Origin of the sequence: Pseudoclavibacter sp. RFBB5, assembly GCF_002931555.1 — a bacterium.
In the GTDB taxonomy this organism is placed as follows: Bacteria; Actinomycetota; Actinomycetes; order Actinomycetales; family Microbacteriaceae; genus Pseudoclavibacter.
The window spans coordinates 269,176-284,057 of the sequence record NZ_PSTZ01000006.1 but is presented as its reverse complement, the minus strand read 5'-3'; the positions used below and the strand labels follow the sequence as shown (position 1 = coordinate 284,057).

At 67.9% G+C, this 14,882-nt stretch carries 17 protein-coding genes; 3 read left to right on the top strand and 14 right to left on the bottom strand.

The features are described from left to right. Positions 1 to 80 precede the first annotated feature (80 nt). From C5B97_RS07795 to C5B97_RS07770, 6 genes are all read right to left on the bottom strand, one after another. Positions 81 to 938, bottom strand: coding sequence for an SseB family protein (locus C5B97_RS07795; RefSeq protein ID WP_104311522.1), 858 nt, complete (start codon positions 936 to 938; stop codon positions 81 to 83). An 18-nt stretch (positions 939 to 956) separates the two neighbouring features. After that, complete coding sequence (gene priA, locus C5B97_RS07790) at positions 957 to 1,700, bottom strand: bifunctional 1-(5-phosphoribosyl)-5-((5-phosphoribosylamino)methylideneamino)imidazole-4-carboxamide isomerase/phosphoribosylanthranilate isomerase PriA (protein ID WP_104286150.1); 744 nt, start codon at positions 1,698 to 1,700, stop codon at positions 957 to 959. Between the two features lie 121 nt (positions 1,701 to 1,821). Then, on the bottom strand, positions 1,822 to 2,475 hold the full coding sequence (gene hisH, locus C5B97_RS07785; RefSeq protein WP_104311521.1) for an imidazole glycerol phosphate synthase subunit HisH: 654 nt from the start codon (positions 2,473 to 2,475) through the stop codon (positions 1,822 to 1,824). Then, positions 2,472 to 3,080 (bottom strand): imidazoleglycerol-phosphate dehydratase HisB, encoded by a 609-nt coding sequence (hisB, locus tag C5B97_RS07780; protein ID WP_104311520.1) that lies wholly within the window; start codon positions 3,078 to 3,080, stop codon positions 2,472 to 2,474. The genes hisH and hisB overlap by 4 nt, the downstream gene beginning before the upstream one ends. Before the next feature lie 9 nt (positions 3,081 to 3,089). Continuing rightward, positions 3,090 to 4,178: a histidinol-phosphate transaminase gene (locus tag C5B97_RS07775; RefSeq protein WP_104311519.1), complete on the bottom strand. Its 1,089-nt coding sequence runs from the start codon at positions 4,176 to 4,178 to the stop codon at positions 3,090 to 3,092. A 67-nt stretch (positions 4,179 to 4,245) separates the two neighbouring features. Continuing rightward, positions 4,246 to 4,560 carry a LysM peptidoglycan-binding domain-containing protein gene (locus tag C5B97_RS07770; RefSeq protein WP_104311518.1) on the bottom strand — a complete coding sequence of 105 codons (315 nt, stop codon included), beginning with the start codon at positions 4,558 to 4,560 and terminating at the stop codon, positions 4,246 to 4,248. A 225-nt stretch (positions 4,561 to 4,785) separates the two neighbouring features. Between C5B97_RS07770 and lexA the strand changes: the two genes are divergently transcribed. After that, complete coding sequence (lexA, locus tag C5B97_RS07765) at positions 4,786 to 5,439, top strand: transcriptional repressor LexA (protein WP_104253014.1); 654 nt, start codon at positions 4,786 to 4,788, stop codon at positions 5,437 to 5,439. 96 nt (positions 5,440 to 5,535) lie between these two features. On the opposite strand, the gene hflX is transcribed toward lexA, so the two are convergent. Next, a complete protein-coding gene (gene hflX, locus C5B97_RS07760; protein WP_104311517.1) occupies positions 5,536 to 7,059 on the bottom strand; it encodes a GTPase HflX in 1,524 nt (507 codons plus the stop codon). A gap of 36 nt (positions 7,060 to 7,095) precedes the next feature. On the opposite strand from hflX, the gene C5B97_RS07755 reads away from it, so the two are divergent. After that, positions 7,096 to 7,707, top strand: a complete 612-nt coding sequence (locus C5B97_RS07755; protein WP_104311516.1) for a class I SAM-dependent methyltransferase — start codon at positions 7,096 to 7,098, stop codon at positions 7,705 to 7,707. Here C5B97_RS07755 and dapF read toward each other — a convergent pair. From dapF to miaB, 3 genes are read right to left on the bottom strand one after another with little or no spacing between them, the layout of a single operon-like run. Next, positions 7,676 to 8,587 (bottom strand): diaminopimelate epimerase, encoded by a 912-nt coding sequence (gene dapF, locus C5B97_RS07750; RefSeq protein ID WP_104311515.1) that lies wholly within the window; start codon positions 8,585 to 8,587, stop codon positions 7,676 to 7,678. The two genes, C5B97_RS07755 and dapF, sit on opposite strands and share 32 nt — an antisense overlap. A gap of 51 nt (positions 8,588 to 8,638) precedes the next feature. Further along, positions 8,639 to 9,550, bottom strand: a complete 912-nt coding sequence (gene miaA, locus C5B97_RS07745) for a tRNA (adenosine(37)-N6)-dimethylallyltransferase MiaA (protein ID WP_308471451.1) — start codon at positions 9,548 to 9,550, stop codon at positions 8,639 to 8,641. 2 nt (positions 9,551 to 9,552) lie between these two features. Continuing rightward, positions 9,553 to 11,076 carry a tRNA (N6-isopentenyl adenosine(37)-C2)-methylthiotransferase MiaB gene (miaB, locus tag C5B97_RS07740; RefSeq protein ID WP_104311513.1) on the bottom strand — a complete coding sequence of 508 codons (1,524 nt, stop codon included), beginning with the start codon at positions 11,074 to 11,076 and terminating at the stop codon, positions 9,553 to 9,555. A gap of 67 nt (positions 11,077 to 11,143) precedes the next feature. Here miaB and C5B97_RS07735 point away from each other — a divergent pair, with 67 nt between their 5' ends. Beyond that, a complete protein-coding gene (locus C5B97_RS07735; protein ID WP_146080759.1) occupies positions 11,144 to 12,085 on the top strand; it encodes a hypothetical protein in 942 nt (313 codons plus the stop codon). Here the strand turns inward: C5B97_RS07735 and C5B97_RS07730 are convergent. From C5B97_RS07730 to C5B97_RS07715, 4 genes are all read right to left on the bottom strand, one after another. Further along, positions 12,047 to 12,679, bottom strand: a complete 633-nt coding sequence (locus C5B97_RS07730; protein ID WP_181026945.1) for a regulatory protein RecX — start codon at positions 12,677 to 12,679, stop codon at positions 12,047 to 12,049. The genes C5B97_RS07735 and C5B97_RS07730 overlap by 39 nt on opposite strands. A 227-nt stretch (positions 12,680 to 12,906) precedes the next feature. Beyond that, positions 12,907 to 13,989 (bottom strand): recombinase RecA, encoded by a 1,083-nt coding sequence (gene recA, locus C5B97_RS07725; protein ID WP_104311510.1) that lies wholly within the window; start codon positions 13,987 to 13,989, stop codon positions 12,907 to 12,909. 258 nt (positions 13,990 to 14,247) lie between these two features. Further along, positions 14,248 to 14,478, bottom strand: a complete 231-nt coding sequence (locus C5B97_RS07720; RefSeq protein WP_104311509.1) for a DUF3046 domain-containing protein — start codon at positions 14,476 to 14,478, stop codon at positions 14,248 to 14,250. Positions 14,479 to 14,568: 90 nt separating this feature from the next. Further along, positions 14,569 to 14,880: a helix-turn-helix domain-containing protein gene (locus C5B97_RS07715; protein ID WP_104253024.1), complete on the bottom strand. Its 312-nt coding sequence runs from the start codon at positions 14,878 to 14,880 to the stop codon at positions 14,569 to 14,571. Positions 14,881 to 14,882: the final 2 nt, after the last annotated feature.

Below are 14,882 nucleotides of genomic sequence, written 5' to 3'. Positions count from 1 at the left end.
TTCGGTTGGCTAGCTATAAGAGTATCTAATTACTTCTCGGTGAGCCTACAGGCAAGCCTTGCCCGACATGCTGAGCCAGGTCAATCCCCTCTGCGGCGCCACCAGGACCGCTTAGAATCGAGGCCCGTACGGCCCTGCGCCTCCCCCGCGTGAGACCCGGCGGCACGGGAGAAGGAGATGCCGAGGGAATCGACCTCGGTGCGGAACGCTTCACTCCCCTGCAGCAGCTCACTGGCCCGCCGCGACAGGTCGGCGAGCTCATCGCGGCCGACCGCTGGCCCCACGTGGAGCACCACCCGCAGCTCCGGTCCGGTCAGCCGGGCCTCCGGATCGCCAGGCACGAGATCGAGGCCGAGCACCTCGACCAGCTCTGCCATGACCCGTGAGAGCTCATCGGCGACCACGGGGTTGACCCACGGAGCGACCCACTCTTGCTCTTGCGCGATCGCCCACACCGCAGGTCGACGGACGACGAACTCCGTGTCACTCGTCGCGTCGACGACGATGAGGTCGCTGCCCTCGGCCGCAGCGGAGATGGCGGCACGCTGCATGAGCGCCGGGACCGGGCGGGCGGTCGGGTTCCACCGCCTCATCGCATCAGCCGAGGTGAACACGGGAAGGACGGTGCGACCATCCGGACCGGCGACGGTCACGATCGAGAGATCGGCGCTCTTGTCGACGGTGGACCCTTGCTCGTTGACACCGGCCTCACCGAGCTTCGCGACGAGAGGGATGAGCACTCTCGCCTGACGGAGAGCGTCGACGACGGCGTCCGGCCCGGCCTCGCGCGCGCGAAAGCGCTGCATCGCGGCGAGGAACGCTGCGGGCGCAGTGCCGTCGTCGTCACGGAAGGGGTTGTCGCCGAAGCTCCGCCCCGACCAGCTCTGGCCGGCCGAGTCAGCTTCGCTCGGGTGGAAGTGCTCAGGCAGGGACGGCATGGGTCGGCGCCTCTCGATTCAGGACGAGACGTCGAGCGCTTCGACCAGCGTGAACGCCCCGGAGTAGAGGGCCTTGCCGATGATCGCACCTTCGAGCCCCTGCGGGACCAACCCACGGAGAGCGACGAGGTCATCGAGACTCGAGACGCCGCCGGAGGCCACGACAGGTCGATCGGTGCGGTCGAGGATGTCGCTCAGGAGCTGCAGGTTCGGGCCCTGCAGCGTGCCGTCCTTGGTCACGTCGGTCACGACGTAGCGAGCACAACCGGCTTCTTCAAGACGCTCGAGCACTGTCCAGAGGTCGCCGGCATCGCGCGTCCAGCCGCGGGCCGCGAGCGTCGTGCCCCGCACGTCGAGACCCACGGCGATCAGCTCGCCGTAGCGGGCGATGACGCTGGCGGCCCACTCCGGGTTCTCGAGCGCCGCCGTACCGAGGTTGATGCGGCTCGCACCGGCTTCGACCGCACGCTCGAGCGACTCGTCGTCGCGGATCCCGCCGGACAGCTCGACGTTGACGTGCTTGGCGGCCCGGATGACGCGCTTGATGACGCCGCGGTTCTCACCGCGCCCGAAGGCGGCGTCGAGGTCGACGAGGTGGATCCACTCGGCGCCCTGCTCGATCCAGTCCTCGGCCGCATCGACGGGGTCGCCGTAGTTCGTGGCCGAGTCTGCTTCCCCCTGGACCAGGCGGACGGCCTTACCACCCGCGAGGTCGATTGCGGGGAAGAGCACGAGCTCCGGTGACGTGTTGAATTCGCTCACGAGCGTTGGTTCCTTGTTCTCGTTCAGAGGCGCCTGGACGTCGACGCCGGAAGGTCAGGCCCTGGCCGTCCGGGCAATAGCGTATCGGCAGGCAGTCGCCCCGCGCGCCGCGGCGATCGGCCTAGGCCCGCGTCGGGAGCGTCTCGATCCAGTTGCGGAGCAGGCGAACGCCGGCCTCGCCAGACTTCTCGGGGTGGAACTGCGTGGCCGAGAGCGGACCGTTCTCGATGGCCGCGATGAAGCGCTCGCCGTGCTCCGCGTATGTGACGAGCACCGGGCGGGCCTTGGGATGCGGCTCGAGCGGCAGCTCGTGCGCCGCGTACGAGTGCACGAAGTAGAAGCGCTCATCGGCGATGCCCGCGAAGAGCTTGGAGGCGGTCGGCGGATCGACGAGGTTCCAGCCCATGTGCGGAAGCACGTCGGCGTGGAGCTCGGTCACTTCCCCTGGCCACTCGCCGAGGCCCTCGGCGCGCTCCCCGCCCTCGATGCCGCCGTCGAAGAAGATCTGCATGCCGACGCAGATGCCGAGGACCGGGCGACCGCCGGCGAGGCGCCTGCCGACGATCTCGCCGATGCGCTGCCGGTTGATGGCTTCCATGACGTGCGCGAAGCTGCCCACGCCCGGAACGACATAGCCGTCGGCGTCGTAGGCCGCGGCGCGGTCGGCGGTGAGCTCGACGTCGGCTCCCGCCGCTTCGAGCGCCTTGACTGCCGAGTGCACGTTGCCTGAGCCGTAGTCGGCGACGACGACGCGCGGACGGGCGGGTCCGGTCACAGGGCGCCCTTCGTCGAGGGGATGCCGACGACCTCGGGGTCGAGGCGCTTCGCAGCGCGGAACGCCCTGGCGAATGCCTTGAACTCTGCCTCGGCGATGTGGTGGGGGTCGCGCCCGCGGATGAGTTCGACGTGCACGGTCAGACCGGCGTGGAAGGTGATCGCCTCGAAGACGTGGCGCACCATCGCCCCCGTGAAGTGACCGCCGATGAGGTGGTAGACGAACGCGTCCGGCTCCCCCGTGTGCACGAGGAACGGTCGCCCTGAGATGTCGACGACTGCCTCAGCCAACGACTCGTCGAGCGGAACCCGCGCGTCGCCGTACCTGGCGATACCGGACTTGTCGCCGAGGGCCTGCCGGATCGCCTGACCGAGGACGATCGCCGTGTCCTCCACCGTGTGGTGCACGTCGATCTCCGTGTCGCCCGTGGCGCGGACCGTGAGGTCGGTGAGCGAGTGCTTCGCGAAGGCCGTGAGCATGTGGTCGTAGAACGGCACCGACGTCTGGATGTCGGCGATGCCGGTGCCGTCCAGGTTCAGGCTCAGCTCGATGGAGGACTCGCTCGTTGCTCGCGAGAGCGTCGCAGTGCGTGGCGTCGTGGTCATCCCTCCAGCCTAGGCCTTTCCGGCGTTCGTGATCTCGGCGAGAGCGTCCAGGAACGCGGACGTCTCCGCCCGTGTACCCGCCGTCACCCTGAGCGTGTTCGGGATGCCGACGTCGCGGACCAGGATGTCGCGTTCCAGCAGCCGAGCGAAGGTGTCTGCCGGGTCATCGACGCCCCCGAAGAGCACGAAGTTCGCCCCGGACTCCCAGGGCGTGAAACCGAGCGCCGGGAGCTCTGCGAGAAGGCGGTCCCGCTGCTCGCGGATGGCGTCGACCTGCTGCAGCATGATCTCGGAGCACTCGAGTGCGGCGGTTGCCGCGGCCTGGGTGATCGCAGACAAGTGGTAGGGAAGGCGGACCAACCGCACGGCATCCACGACGGCGGAGTCGGCCGCGAAGTACCCGACTCGAGCACCCGCGAACGCGAATGCCTTGCTCATGGTCCTCGAGACGACGAGCCGCTCGCGCCCGGGAAGCAGCGAGAGCGCGGTCTCCTCGCCGTCTGGGAGGAACTCGGCGTAGGCCTCGTCGACGATGAGGATGCCGTCGGTCGCTTCGTAGGCCGCGGCGATCACGCTGAGGTCGGTCGCGGTGCCCGTCGGGTTGTTGGGCGAGCAGATGATCGTGATGTCGGGCTGCTCCCGCTCGATGGCCTCGGTGACGAGCTCTGCGGTGATCGTGAAGTCACCGGCGCGCGTCACGGGCACCCAGGTGGACCCCACACCTTGGGTGAGCAGCGGGTACATCGAGTAACTGGGCGTGAAGCTGAGCACACTCCGGCCTGGCCCCCCGAAGACCTGCAAGAGCTGCTGCATGATCTCGTTGGAGCCGTTCGCCGCCCACACCTGCTCGGGAGAGATGCCGTGACCCAGGTAGACACTCAGCTGCTCCCGGAGTGCGGTGAACTCGCGGTCCGGGTACCGGTTGAGACCCGGGAGCTCGCGAGCGATCGCTTCGATGATGCGTCTTGCGACGACCTCTGGAACCTGGTGCGGGTTCTCGTTGACGTTGATGGCGACGCGCACCGGTTGCTGAGGCGCACCATATGGGGTGAGTCCGCGAAGGTCGTCGCGGATGGGCAGGTCTTCGAACGAGGTCACCGGACAAGCCTACGACGAGGCCCCCACCACGCCCCGGCCGAGGTGTTCGTCGACGACATGTACGACGTCAGTCGAGCGGGAGCGCGAGGCGCTGGCCGGCCTGAACCGTGCCGTTCTCGAGCGCGTTGAGCTTGGAGATCTCGACGATGACATCGCGGACATCTGCGTCGCCCGCGACCTCCTCGGCGATTCCCCAGAGAGTGTCGCCCGCGCCGACCGTGACGTACTCGAACTCGACATCGGCTGTCTCGTTCGATGCCGCTGCAGAGGTCATGTGCGTGGCGCCGAGCGCGATGGCGGCGGCGACGGGCAGCGCGGCGAGCGCCAGGACGACCCGGCGGCCTCGAGCGGTGAGGCGGAGCGGTGCGGCAGTGTTGTTCATGATTCCTCCTGATTCGTCCACATCTTCGAGTGGTCGAATGTATGTACTGAATATAGCTACGAACAAAGTGTCAAGTCAAGGTCGAACGTTCGAATCTGTCGAACTTTCCTCCACAACACTCGAAGAAATGTTTCGTAGCTGCGTGCACCCTCGGTAGGGTTGGCGCTATCAGGCAGTGCATCACCTGCCACCGACATTCCGTGTCGGAGAGCGGACGGAGACGACATGGCCAAGAAGCCAGCGAGTGACATCTACAGAAAGCTGACCGAGAAGCAGGAGCGCATCCTGACCTGCATCATCGAGTCGGTTCGCACTCGCGGGTACCCGCCGAGCATGCGGGAGATCGGCGATACGGTCGGGCTGGTCTCGCTCTCGAGCGTGACCCATCAGCTCGGGCAGCTGGAGAAGTTCGGCTACATCAAGCGGAACCCGGGCATGCCACGCGCCCTCGAGGTGCTCGTGCACTTCGACCACGCCGACGATGGCGACTCGAACGACACGGCGGAGGCCGCCTTCGTGCCCGTCGTGGGTCGCATCGCAGCCGGCATCCCGATCACGGCTGAACAGCAGGTCGAGGATGTCTTCGCACTCCCCCGCCAGATCGTTGGCAAGGGCGAGCTCTTCCTGCTCCGCGTGGTCGGCGAGTCGATGATCGACGCCGCCATCTGCGATGGCGACTGGGTCGTGGTGCGGTCACAGCGCACTGCCGAGAACGGCGACATCGTCGCCGCCATGCTCGACGGCGAGGCCACGGTCAAGACCTTCCGCAAGCGGGACGGACACATCTGGCTGCTCCCCCGCAACAGCGACTTCGAGCCGATCCTGGGCGACGAGGCTGAGATCCTGGGCAAGGTCGTCGCGGTGCTCCGTTCCATCTGATCCTCTCCACAGAAGACCCGCCTGAACGCAGAAGAGCGGCAAGCCCATCGGGCTTGCCGCTCTTCTGCGTTCAGTGCTCAGTCGTGCTGCAGCGACTCAGCCCGCGACGGTGAACTCCTCGAACAGGCCGAGCTGATCGGGATTCACTCGCGCCTTGAGGCGCGTGCCACCCTCCTCGTGACCCAGCTCGAGCACAGCACCGCGCTCGTGGAGGTAGGAGACGAGGTCGCCGCGTTCGAACGGCACGAGCACGTCGATCGTGACCTCCGGCGTCGGAAGCAGTTCTGCGATTCGAGCGAGCAGCAGGTCGATGCCCTCGCCGGTGTGCGCAGACACGAAGATGCCGTCATTCGCGAGGCCCTGCAGTTCAAGGCGTCGATCGCTGTCGACGAGGTCGGCCTTGGTGAAGACGACGATCTCCGGGACGTCGTGCGCCTCGACCTCGCCGATGACGTCACGCACGGTGGCGAGCTGGGCGGCCGGGTCCGGGTGCGAGGCGTCGACGGCGTGCACGATGACATCGGCAGCCTGCAGCTCCTCGAGCGTCGATCGGAAGGCCTCGACAAGCTGGTGAGGCAGGTTGCGCACGAACCCGACGGTGTCGGCGATCGTGTACGGGCGGCCGTCTTCCGTGGATGCCTTGCGCACCGTCGCGTCGAGCGTCGCGAAGAGCACGTTCTCGACGAGCACACCCGCGTGGGTGATGCGGTTGAGGAGGCTCGATTTGCCGGCGTTGGTGTAGCCGACGATGGCGACGGCCGGCACCTGGTTGCGCTCGCGAGTCGCGCGCTTCACGTCGCGCGCGTCCTTCATGTCCGCGATCTGGTGCCGGAGCTTGGCCATCTTCGTGCGAATGCGGCGACGATCGAGCTCGATCTTCGTCTCACCGGGACCTCTCGAGCCCATACCGGCTCCGCCGCCGACCTGCCCACCGGCCTGGCGGGACATCGACTCACCCCAGCCTCGGAGGCGCGGGAGCATGTATTCCATCTGCGCCAGCTCGACTTGAGCCTTGCCCTCTCGGCTCTTCGCGTGCTGGGAGAAGATGTCGAGGATCACGGCCGTGCGGTCGATGACCTTGACCTTGATCTCGTCCTCGAGCGCACGCCGCTGGCTTGGCGCGAGCTCCGTGTCCGCGACCACCGTGTCGGCTTCGAGGGCCGCGACGATCTCCTTGAGCTCAGCGACCTTGCCTCGGCCCAGGTACGTGGCCGGGTCCGGGTTGGGTCGCCGCTGGAGCACGCCGTCCAGGACGACGGCGCCCGCCGTCTCCGCGAGAGCGGCCAGCTCCTGCATGGAGTTCTCGGCCTCCTCGAGGGAGTTGCGACGGTAGACCCCGACCAGGACAACCCGCTCAAGACGCACCTTGCGGTACTCGACCTCGGTGACGTCCTCGAGTTCCGTGCGCAGGCTCTCGACGCGCCGCAGGGATTGGCGCGCCTCGCGTTCGAGCTGGTCACCATCGGATTCGCCGTCGTACCCCGTGCTCGCACCGTCCTGCAATGCCTGCGCACGCCCGGACGAGAACAGGGTCATGGTGGCGCCCGGCTCTCTCGCCGCTCGCAGGATTCGGTCGATCGCGTCGTTGCTCTCGCCTGGAGGAGTTTCAGAATCTCGCATATTCGTACGATTCTACGCCGGTGCTAGCGTCTAGGGGTGACCGCTCAGCATTACTTCTCAGCAACCCCAGACGGCCCGCTCGAGCGGCGAAGCATCCAGGTCAGGCTCCGGGGGCACGCCGCGACCGTCACCACGGCCGGAGGCACCTTCAGCCCGGAGCACCTCGACCGAGGCACGCAAGCTCTCCTCGCCGCCGCCCCGAAGCCTCCAGCAACTGGCACGGCGCTGGATCTCGGCTGCGGCTGGGGCGCGATCAGCCTGGCCCTGGCGCTCGAGTCGCCCGAACTCGATGTGTGGGCGGTCGACGTCAACGAGCGAGCGCTCCTCCTGACCCGTGAGAACGCGGAGAACCTCCGCCTCGATCGGATCAGGACATCCCTGCCAGCCGATGTCCCCGCTGACGCCCGCTTCGACCTCATCTGGTCCAATCCGCCCATCAGGATCGGCAAGGACGCGCTTCATGAGCTGCTCATGGACTGGCTTCCCCGCCTCAGCGCAGACGGGGAGGCATGGCTCGTCGTCGCGAAGAAGCTCGGCGGCGACTCGCTGCAGGCCTGGATCGCGAAGCAGTTCGGCCCGGAGCTGTCGGTCGAGCGCCACTCGACGGACGCCGGATTCAGAGTGCTGCGGGTACGGCGAGCTCAGTAGCGAGGTCGTCCTCGACAACGCCGGTGAAGGCGATCTCGGCCGGCCCGGACAGGAACACGTGCTCGACGCCGTCGACAGGTGCGACGGTGACGTTGAGGACGCCACCCGGGACTCGCACGGACCACACGTCCGGCGCGCCTGCGCCAGCCCAGGAGCGGACAGCAAGCGCCGATGCGACGGCGCCTGTCCCGCAGGAGAGTGTCTCGCCGACACCGCGCTCGTGGACGCGCATCCGAATGTGCCCGACCCCGTCCTGGACGAGCTGGTCGTGCGGCACCACGAACTCGACGTTCGCGCCGAGCTCGGGGGCAGGCTCGATGAGCGGGGCGTGGAAGAGCTCGAGACGATCCAGCTCCTCCTCACTCGAGAGGGCCACGACGACGTGAGGGTTGCCGACATCGATGCCGAGGCCCGGGCGGGACACACCGATGTGCGGCACGGTCACCAGCGGCTCTCCGCCATCCAGACGCCACGGACCCATGTCAACGCGGAAGCCGTCGCCCTCGCGCTCGACGATCCGGAGGCCAGCGCGGGTCCCGATCTCGAGGCGCTCGCCCTCCGCGAGCGTCGCCAGCCCGGTCTCGGTGAGGAATAGAGCGAAGGCGCGGACACCGTTGCCGCACATCTCGGCGATGGATCCGTCGCCGTTGCGGTAGTCCATGAACCACTCTGCACCGGGGTTCACGGCCTGCAGCTCGCGGCCCTCTGCAAGGTGGGCGGAACGGACGGCGCGGATGAGCCCATCGCCGCCGACGCCGAAGTTGCGATCGCACAGCCGCGCCACCCGCTGAGGCCCGAGCTCGAGTTCGCCATCCGGGTCGGAGACGAGGACGAAGTCGTTGCCGGTGGCCTGCGCCTTGGTGAACGCGAGTTGTGTCATGGCGTCAATGCTACGGACATCTGACCCGGCCCGTGCGCAGCGGACACGGCGTCAGAGTCCGGCTGCTTCGATGATGCGCTGGGCGGCGAAGCTCTCGCCGCTGTGCGCGCGGACGGCTCTGCTGTAGCGACGGAACCACGAGACCTGTCGCCTCGCGTACTTCCGAGTGAGCAGCTGCGCCTCCGCGATCGCCTCGGCCCGAGACGACTGGCCTCGAAGTTGCGCGAGCGCCTGCTGGTAGCCGATGGCTCGTCTCGCGGTGGTGCCGCGTTCGAGGCCCGCTTCCGCCAGCATCTCCGTCTCTTCCAGGAGTCCGCTCTCCCACATCCGCTCCACCCTGGCGTCCAGCCGCGGCGTGAGCACTTCGCGGTGCTCTTCGACGACGGCGAAGGTCACGTCCCGCCAGGTCGCCTCCTGGTCGGGCAGCTGCGCGCTGAATGGCTCGCCGGTGACCTCGATCACCTCGAGCGCGCGGACGAGACGACGGCCGTTCCGCGCGTCCATCGTGGCTGCGGCGGTCGGGTCTAGCTCGCGCAGACGTGCGAACAGCGGGCCAGGTCCGGCACTCTCCAGCTCGGCCTCGAGTCGCGCGCGGACCTGCGGGTCGGTTCCAGGGAAACGCAGATCGAAGCACACGCCGGCGATGTAGAGACCGGATCCGCCGACGAGGATGGGCACGTCCCCTTCGGCCTCGATCTGCTCGATGAGCGCCCGCGCACGTTCCTGGTACCAGGCGACGCTCGCGTCCTCGGTCACCTCTAGGACGTCGAGGAGGTGGTGCCGAACTCCCTCGCGTTCCTCGAGGCTGAGCTTCGCGGTGCCGATGTCCATGCCGCGGTACAGCTGCATGGCGTCGGCGTTGATGATCTGCGCTCCTCGACCCGTGGCGCGAAGCCGCGCGGCAACCTCGAGCGAGAGCCGCGACTTGCCCGTACCGGTCGCTCCCCCGATCGTGATGAACACGGTCAGGCTCGCCGGAGCGTCGGGAGACCGAGCGAGACGCGGCTCTGGGCACCTCCCGGCGCGGGTACCGAGCAGCTCTCCGCGAGCGAACGATCCCAGGCATCCCCCGCCGTCGTCCGGCGGACGTCGAGGTGGGATGAGCGAGCGTCGGCCACGAGATGGAAGGAGGCCGCGGCCGTGATCTCGGCGGTCACGACGTCACCGGGTCGCGGACGCTCCACACCAGTCGGCACAGAGAAGTGCACGAGCCGGTTGTCTTCGGCTCGCCCGGACATGCGGTGTGTCTCGCCGTTCTTCTTCCCCTCGCCGGCGCTGACCAGGATCCGCTGCACCGAGCCGACGAGCTTCTCGTTCTCCTCGCGGCTGATGCGGTCCTGCAATGCCATCAGCCGCTCGTAGCGCTCCTGCACGACGGCCTTCGGCACCTGATCCGGCATCGTCGCGGCGGGCGTGCCCGGCCGGATCGAGTACTGGAATGTGAAGGCGCTCGCGAACCTCGAGGCCTCGACGACGCGCATGGTCTCGGCGAAGTCCTCTTCGGTCTCGCCCGGGAAGCCGACGATGATGTCGGTGGTGATGGCAGCGTGCGGCATCTGCTCCCTCACCTTGTCGAGGATGCCGAGGAACTTCGTGCTGCGGTACGAGCGCCGCATGGCTTTGAGGATGCGGTCCGAGCCGGACTGCAGGGGCATATGCAGCTGAGGCATGACGTTGGGCGTCTCCGCCATGGCATCGATGACGTCCTGCGTGAAGGCGGCGGGGTGGGGGCTCGTGAAGCGCACGCGCTCGAGGCCTTCGATCTGGCCGGCAGCTCGGAGGAGCTTGCTGAATGCCTGGCGGTCGCCGAACTCGACCCCGTAGGAGTTGACGTTCTGCCCGAGCAGCGTCACCTCGATCGCGCCGTCGTCGACGAGCGCACGCATCTCGCCGAGGACGTCGCCCGGCCTACGGTCCTTCTCTTTGCCACGGAGAGACGGGACGATGCAGAAGGTGCAGGTGTTGTTGCATCCCACAGAGATGGACACCCACCCGGAGTAGGTCGAGTCGCGCTTGGTCGGCAGGGTCGACGGGAAGACATCGAGTGACTCGAGGATCTCGAGCTGGGCCTCGTCGTTGTGACGTGCCCGCTCGAGCAGGCTCGGCAGGGCCCCCATGTTGTGTGTTCCGAAGACCACGTCGACCCAGGGGGCCTTTTCCAGGATCGTTCCGCGGTCCTTCTGGGCCAGGCATCCACCGACGGCGATCTGCATGCCTTCGTGTTCTCGCTTGATGGCCGCCAGCTGCCCGAGGTTGCCGTAGAGACGGTTGTCCGCGTTCTCTCGGACGGCGCACGTGTTGATGACGACGACGTCTGGTTCGAGGCCGTCGGCTTCGACGTACCCAGCAGCTCGCAGCGAACCGGACATGCGCTCGGAGTCGTGCACGTTCATCTGACAGCCGAGCGTGCGCACTTCGTAGCTCCTCGGCGACCCGTCTGGTCTGCGTGCAGCTGGGGAGGGTGCGATGGGTGTGGCTGTCTCGCTCATGATCCGCCAATTCTACGTTCGCTTCACGATGGCGCACTGCCACCGCTACGCTGGCGGGATGCGAGCCATGACCACTGATGACGGCGTCACACCGGCGACTTCTCTTGCTCTCCAGAGGGGGCTGCTGCAGACCGACGCTGGCCGCGTTGAGGCGCGCGGGGACCGTTCGGCTGTCATCTCGGCGCCGAGCGGGGCCCTGTATGTCGGTCCGGCGGGCGGTGAGAACGGAGTCGACGGCCTGGTGCTGAAGGTGGGCGGCGGTCCGCTGCAGGCCGTGACCACGGTGGTCACGGATGAGTTGGGAGCCTCGCGCCTCGAGGCTCTGACGATCTCGATGCATGACGAACCGGAGCGCTGGAGGGACGCCCCTCGCGATGAGGCGTACTGGCATTCCCTGCCGAGTGAGCTCCAGGGTGAGGTCCCGGTTGTCGAGCCGCGGCATGGGCTGCTGATCGTCTGCGACGCGGGGCTGCGCGATCAGTACCGGCAGGGCGAGTTCGCGTGGGATCGGTGGGTGGACGAGGTGGTCGCTCCGGCCGCGGCGTCGGACGGGGGGCCCGTGACGGCCGTGGAGTTCGCTGGGCGGACCGAGATGCTCCTGGCCCTCGGGGCGACGTCGTTCCCGTCGGGTGCTGCTGTGTTCGCTGGTTTCGATGCCAACCTGCAGATCGCGGCCCTGCACCTGGCGCCCGTTGCCGAGCGGGAGCAGGAGGCCGCGATCGTGGCGGTACGCCGTGCTCGCGCGGCGCTTCGGGACGGCGAGCCGTCACGTGCGGCGACGCAGGCGATGGCTGCCATCTCGGCCCTGGAAGCGGAACGCGACTTGCGCGCGGCAGGTCGCGTGGGCTTCGTGCTTGCTGAGGCACATGATCGGGCTGGTGCTCCAGCCGCAGCCCGGCGAGCCCTCGAGGAGGCTCTGGTCCGCCTCGAGGTCGCCCGCGACGCTGAGGGGCAGCGCGTTGCGCTGGCGCTACTCGACGGGAGTGACGCCGAAGAACACGCCGGCTGAGCCGCTCGACGGGCGGCGCGTCCTGGGACTTCCCTGGACGGCTTCCCTGGCGGCGGTGAACGCGACGCCTGCAGAGTAGCCGCGCCTGGAGAGGAACCCGGCGATGCGTCGGATTGCCGCGTCGGGCTCGACCCCCGTCACCCGCCTCGCACGCTCAGTGGCGAGCTCGGTGGCACGTTCGAGTTCATCGTCGCGATCGATCTCGGCGAGCGCCTCCTGGATCGCTTCCGTGGAGAGGTGCCGGTCGCGAAGTGTCCGCTCGACTCCCTGGATGCCCGATCGCTTCTTGTCTCTGGCCTTGTGCACGAGCAGCTCGGCGAGCCTGAAGTCGTCGAGGTAGCCGAGCTCAGTGCAGCGTTCGATCACCTGCTCGGTCTCGTCGTCGTCAAGACGATGCGACGCCTCATAGTCGGCGGCCTCCTCGGAGCCGTCCTCGGGAGCCTGCGCGCCCTGAGGGTCCTCGCCCCGCCAGTCGCGGAGCAGGCGCCGCGCCTCCTCGATGGACCGGTCGCTGCGAGCGAGCGCTCGGACCAGTGTCTCCTGTGCCTCCTCGACCAGCCGTTGCCGGGATTCCGCGTCCATCCCAGCGGGCACGACGGCCGTGAAAGCCTGTGTTTCGCCTTGCCCGCCTGGGATGGAAACGAGTCTCGGGGCTCCGCCGGTCGAGGGGCGGGACTCTGCCGCAGAGCTGGCAGCGTCTCGCCTCCCCGGACTCGACGGAGCTTGCTCTGTGGCCGGGGCCACCACGTCAGCCTCAGACGCTGACTGGTCGCTCGCCGGTGACGACCCGAAGAGCGGTGTCACCGGAGCGAGCTCGTCGGTCATGCGCCGCGCCGCTGAGCGACCTTCGCCTCGGCGGCGACAGGCGCGAGCGGTGCCTCGACGGCCTCGGCAGGCGAGTCGGCTGGCTGGCCGACACCGAGCTTGGCGAGGATCTTGCGCTCGATCTCCTCGGCGATCTCGGGGTGCTGGATGAGGAAGTTGCGGGCGTTCTCCTTGCCCTGCCCGAGCTGGTCGCCCTCGTAGGTGTACCAGGCGCCCGACTTGCGCACGAGGCCGTGCTCGACCCCGAAGTCGATGAGCGAGCCCTCACGGGAGATGCCGACCCCGTAGAGGATGTCGAACTCCGCCTGCTTGAAGGGCGGTGCCATCTTGTTCTTGACGACCTTCACGCGGGTGCGGTTGCCGACGGCGTCCGTGCCATCCTTCAGGGTCTCGATGCGACGGATGTCGAGGCGGACCGAGGCGTAGAACTTCAGCGCCTTTCCACCGGCGGTCGTCTCGGGGCTGCCGAAGAAGACGCCGATCTTCTCGCGGAGCTGGTTGATGAAGATGGCGGTGGTCTTCGTCTGGCTGAGCCCACCCGTGAGCTTGCGGAGGGCCTGCGACATGAGGCGCGCCTGGAGTCCGACGTGGCTGTCGCCCATCTCCCCTTCGATCTCAGCCTTCGGCACGAGGGCCGCCACGGAGTCGATGACAACGAGGTCGACGGAGCCAGAGCGGATCAGCATGTCCGTGATCTCGAGCGCTTGCTCACCGGTGTCTGGCTGGGCCACGAGGAGAGCGTCGATGTCGACGCCGAGCTTCTTCGCGTACTCGGGGTCGAGCGCGTGCTCCGCGTCGATGAAGGCCGCGATGCCACCGGCACGCTGCGCGTTCGCGATGGCGTGGAGCGTCAGCGTGGTCTTCCCCGAGGACTCCGGCCCGTAGATCTCGACGATGCGGCCGCGAGGGAGCCCCCCGATGCCGAGCGCGACGTCGAGTGCGACGGATCCGGTTGGGATGGTCTCGACGGGTGCGCGCTCGTCGCTCCCGAGGCGCATGACCGACCCCTTGCCGAACTGGCGGTCGATCTGGGCGAGTGCGGCGTCAAGAGCCTTTTCGCGGTCTGCTGGGTTTGGCATGGTGGTGGTCCTCTCGGAATGTGGCGGTCGCCTCTCGGCTGTCGCGCGCTGATGGAGAGCGCTGACGACAAGGCGGATCGGGTTCCTTGGCTACTCGACAATCACGCTAGAGGCGACCACCGACATTCTGTGATCGAGGTCCCTCATCTGTGGACAAGTCTCCGAGGAGTCCGACGTGAACACCCTACGCGCTTCGAACACGACTTCGAACATCCGACAGGCGTGTCGGATGGAAGGCAGTGGCTCAGGAGGTCGAGGTCAGTCCCGAGTCCGGGGGTCTATCGTGCCGACGCCGTGACGCCTGGACTCTGGCACTCCCGTGTCCGCGCAGAGCGCGAGCCAGATGTCGCGCGGCTCGACTCCGTCGTCAAGCGCCTGCAGCGCCGTGCGGTCCCCGACAGCCCCGAGCACCAGGTCGCGCATCAGGGAGCGCCCGTAGGCGTCACCGAATTCATCGACCACGGCCCTGTCGAACTCGCTCTTGCGCATCCCCCAAGCGTACGCCGACGGCGCCGCAGCTGATGCTGCGGCGCCGTCGGTCGCTTCTCTCGACCAGGAGAACCCTGCGAGAGCGTCGCGCTAACGCGTGACGAGTGGCTTGCGAACTCCGAGCAGGAGGTCGTCCGGAACGGTGTCCGGGATGCTCGTGTCGAAGCGTTCGTGGACGGCCAGACGGTCGCCCACTTCGCGATAGATGGTTGAGAGGGGGGTCTCGAGGGCTTCCGCCACCGACGCGAGGATCTCGCTCGAGGCTTCCTTCTGCCCGCGCTCGACCTCACTCAGGTAGCCGAGTGCAACCGAGGCGCGACCCGCGACCTGCCGGAGCGTGTGCCCCTTACGCAGGCGCACATCGCGCAGGACTTCACCGATCTCTTGACGCGCTAGGACCATAG

Bases quoted from the DNA above. Each gene is read 5' to 3' on its own strand.
- C5B97_RS07795 (WP_104311522.1), bottom strand. From the start codon at position 938: ATGCCGTCCCTGCCTGAGCACTTCCACCCGAGCGAAGCTGACTCGGCC.
- hisB (WP_104311520.1), bottom strand. From the start codon at position 3,080: ATGACCACGACGCCACGCACTGCGACGCTCTCGCGAGCAACGAGCGAG.
- C5B97_RS07770 (WP_104311518.1), bottom strand. From the start codon at position 4,560: ATGAACAACACTGCCGCACCGCTCCGCCTCACCGCTCGAGGCCGCCGG.
- lexA (WP_104253014.1), top strand. From the start codon at position 4,786: ATGGCCAAGAAGCCAGCGAGTGACATCTACAGAAAGCTGACCGAGAAG.
- hflX (WP_104311517.1), bottom strand. From the start codon at position 7,059: ATGCGAGATTCTGAAACTCCTCCAGGCGAGAGCAACGACGCGATCGAC.
- dapF (WP_104311515.1), bottom strand. From the start codon at position 8,587: ATGACACAACTCGCGTTCACCAAGGCGCAGGCCACCGGCAACGACTTC.
- miaB (WP_104311513.1), bottom strand. From the start codon at position 11,076: ATGAGCGAGACAGCCACACCCATCGCACCCTCCCCAGCTGCACGCAGA.
- C5B97_RS07735 (WP_146080759.1), top strand. From the start codon at position 11,144: ATGACCACTGATGACGGCGTCACACCGGCGACTTCTCTTGCTCTCCAG.
- recA (WP_104311510.1), bottom strand. From the start codon at position 13,989: ATGCCAAACCCAGCAGACCGCGAAAAGGCTCTTGACGCCGCACTCGCC.
- C5B97_RS07720 (WP_104311509.1), bottom strand. From the start codon at position 14,478: ATGCGCAAGAGCGAGTTCGACAGGGCCGTGGTCGATGAATTCGGTGAC.
- C5B97_RS07715 (WP_104253024.1), bottom strand. From the start codon at position 14,880: ATGGTCCTAGCGCGTCAAGAGATCGGTGAAGTCCTGCGCGATGTGCGC.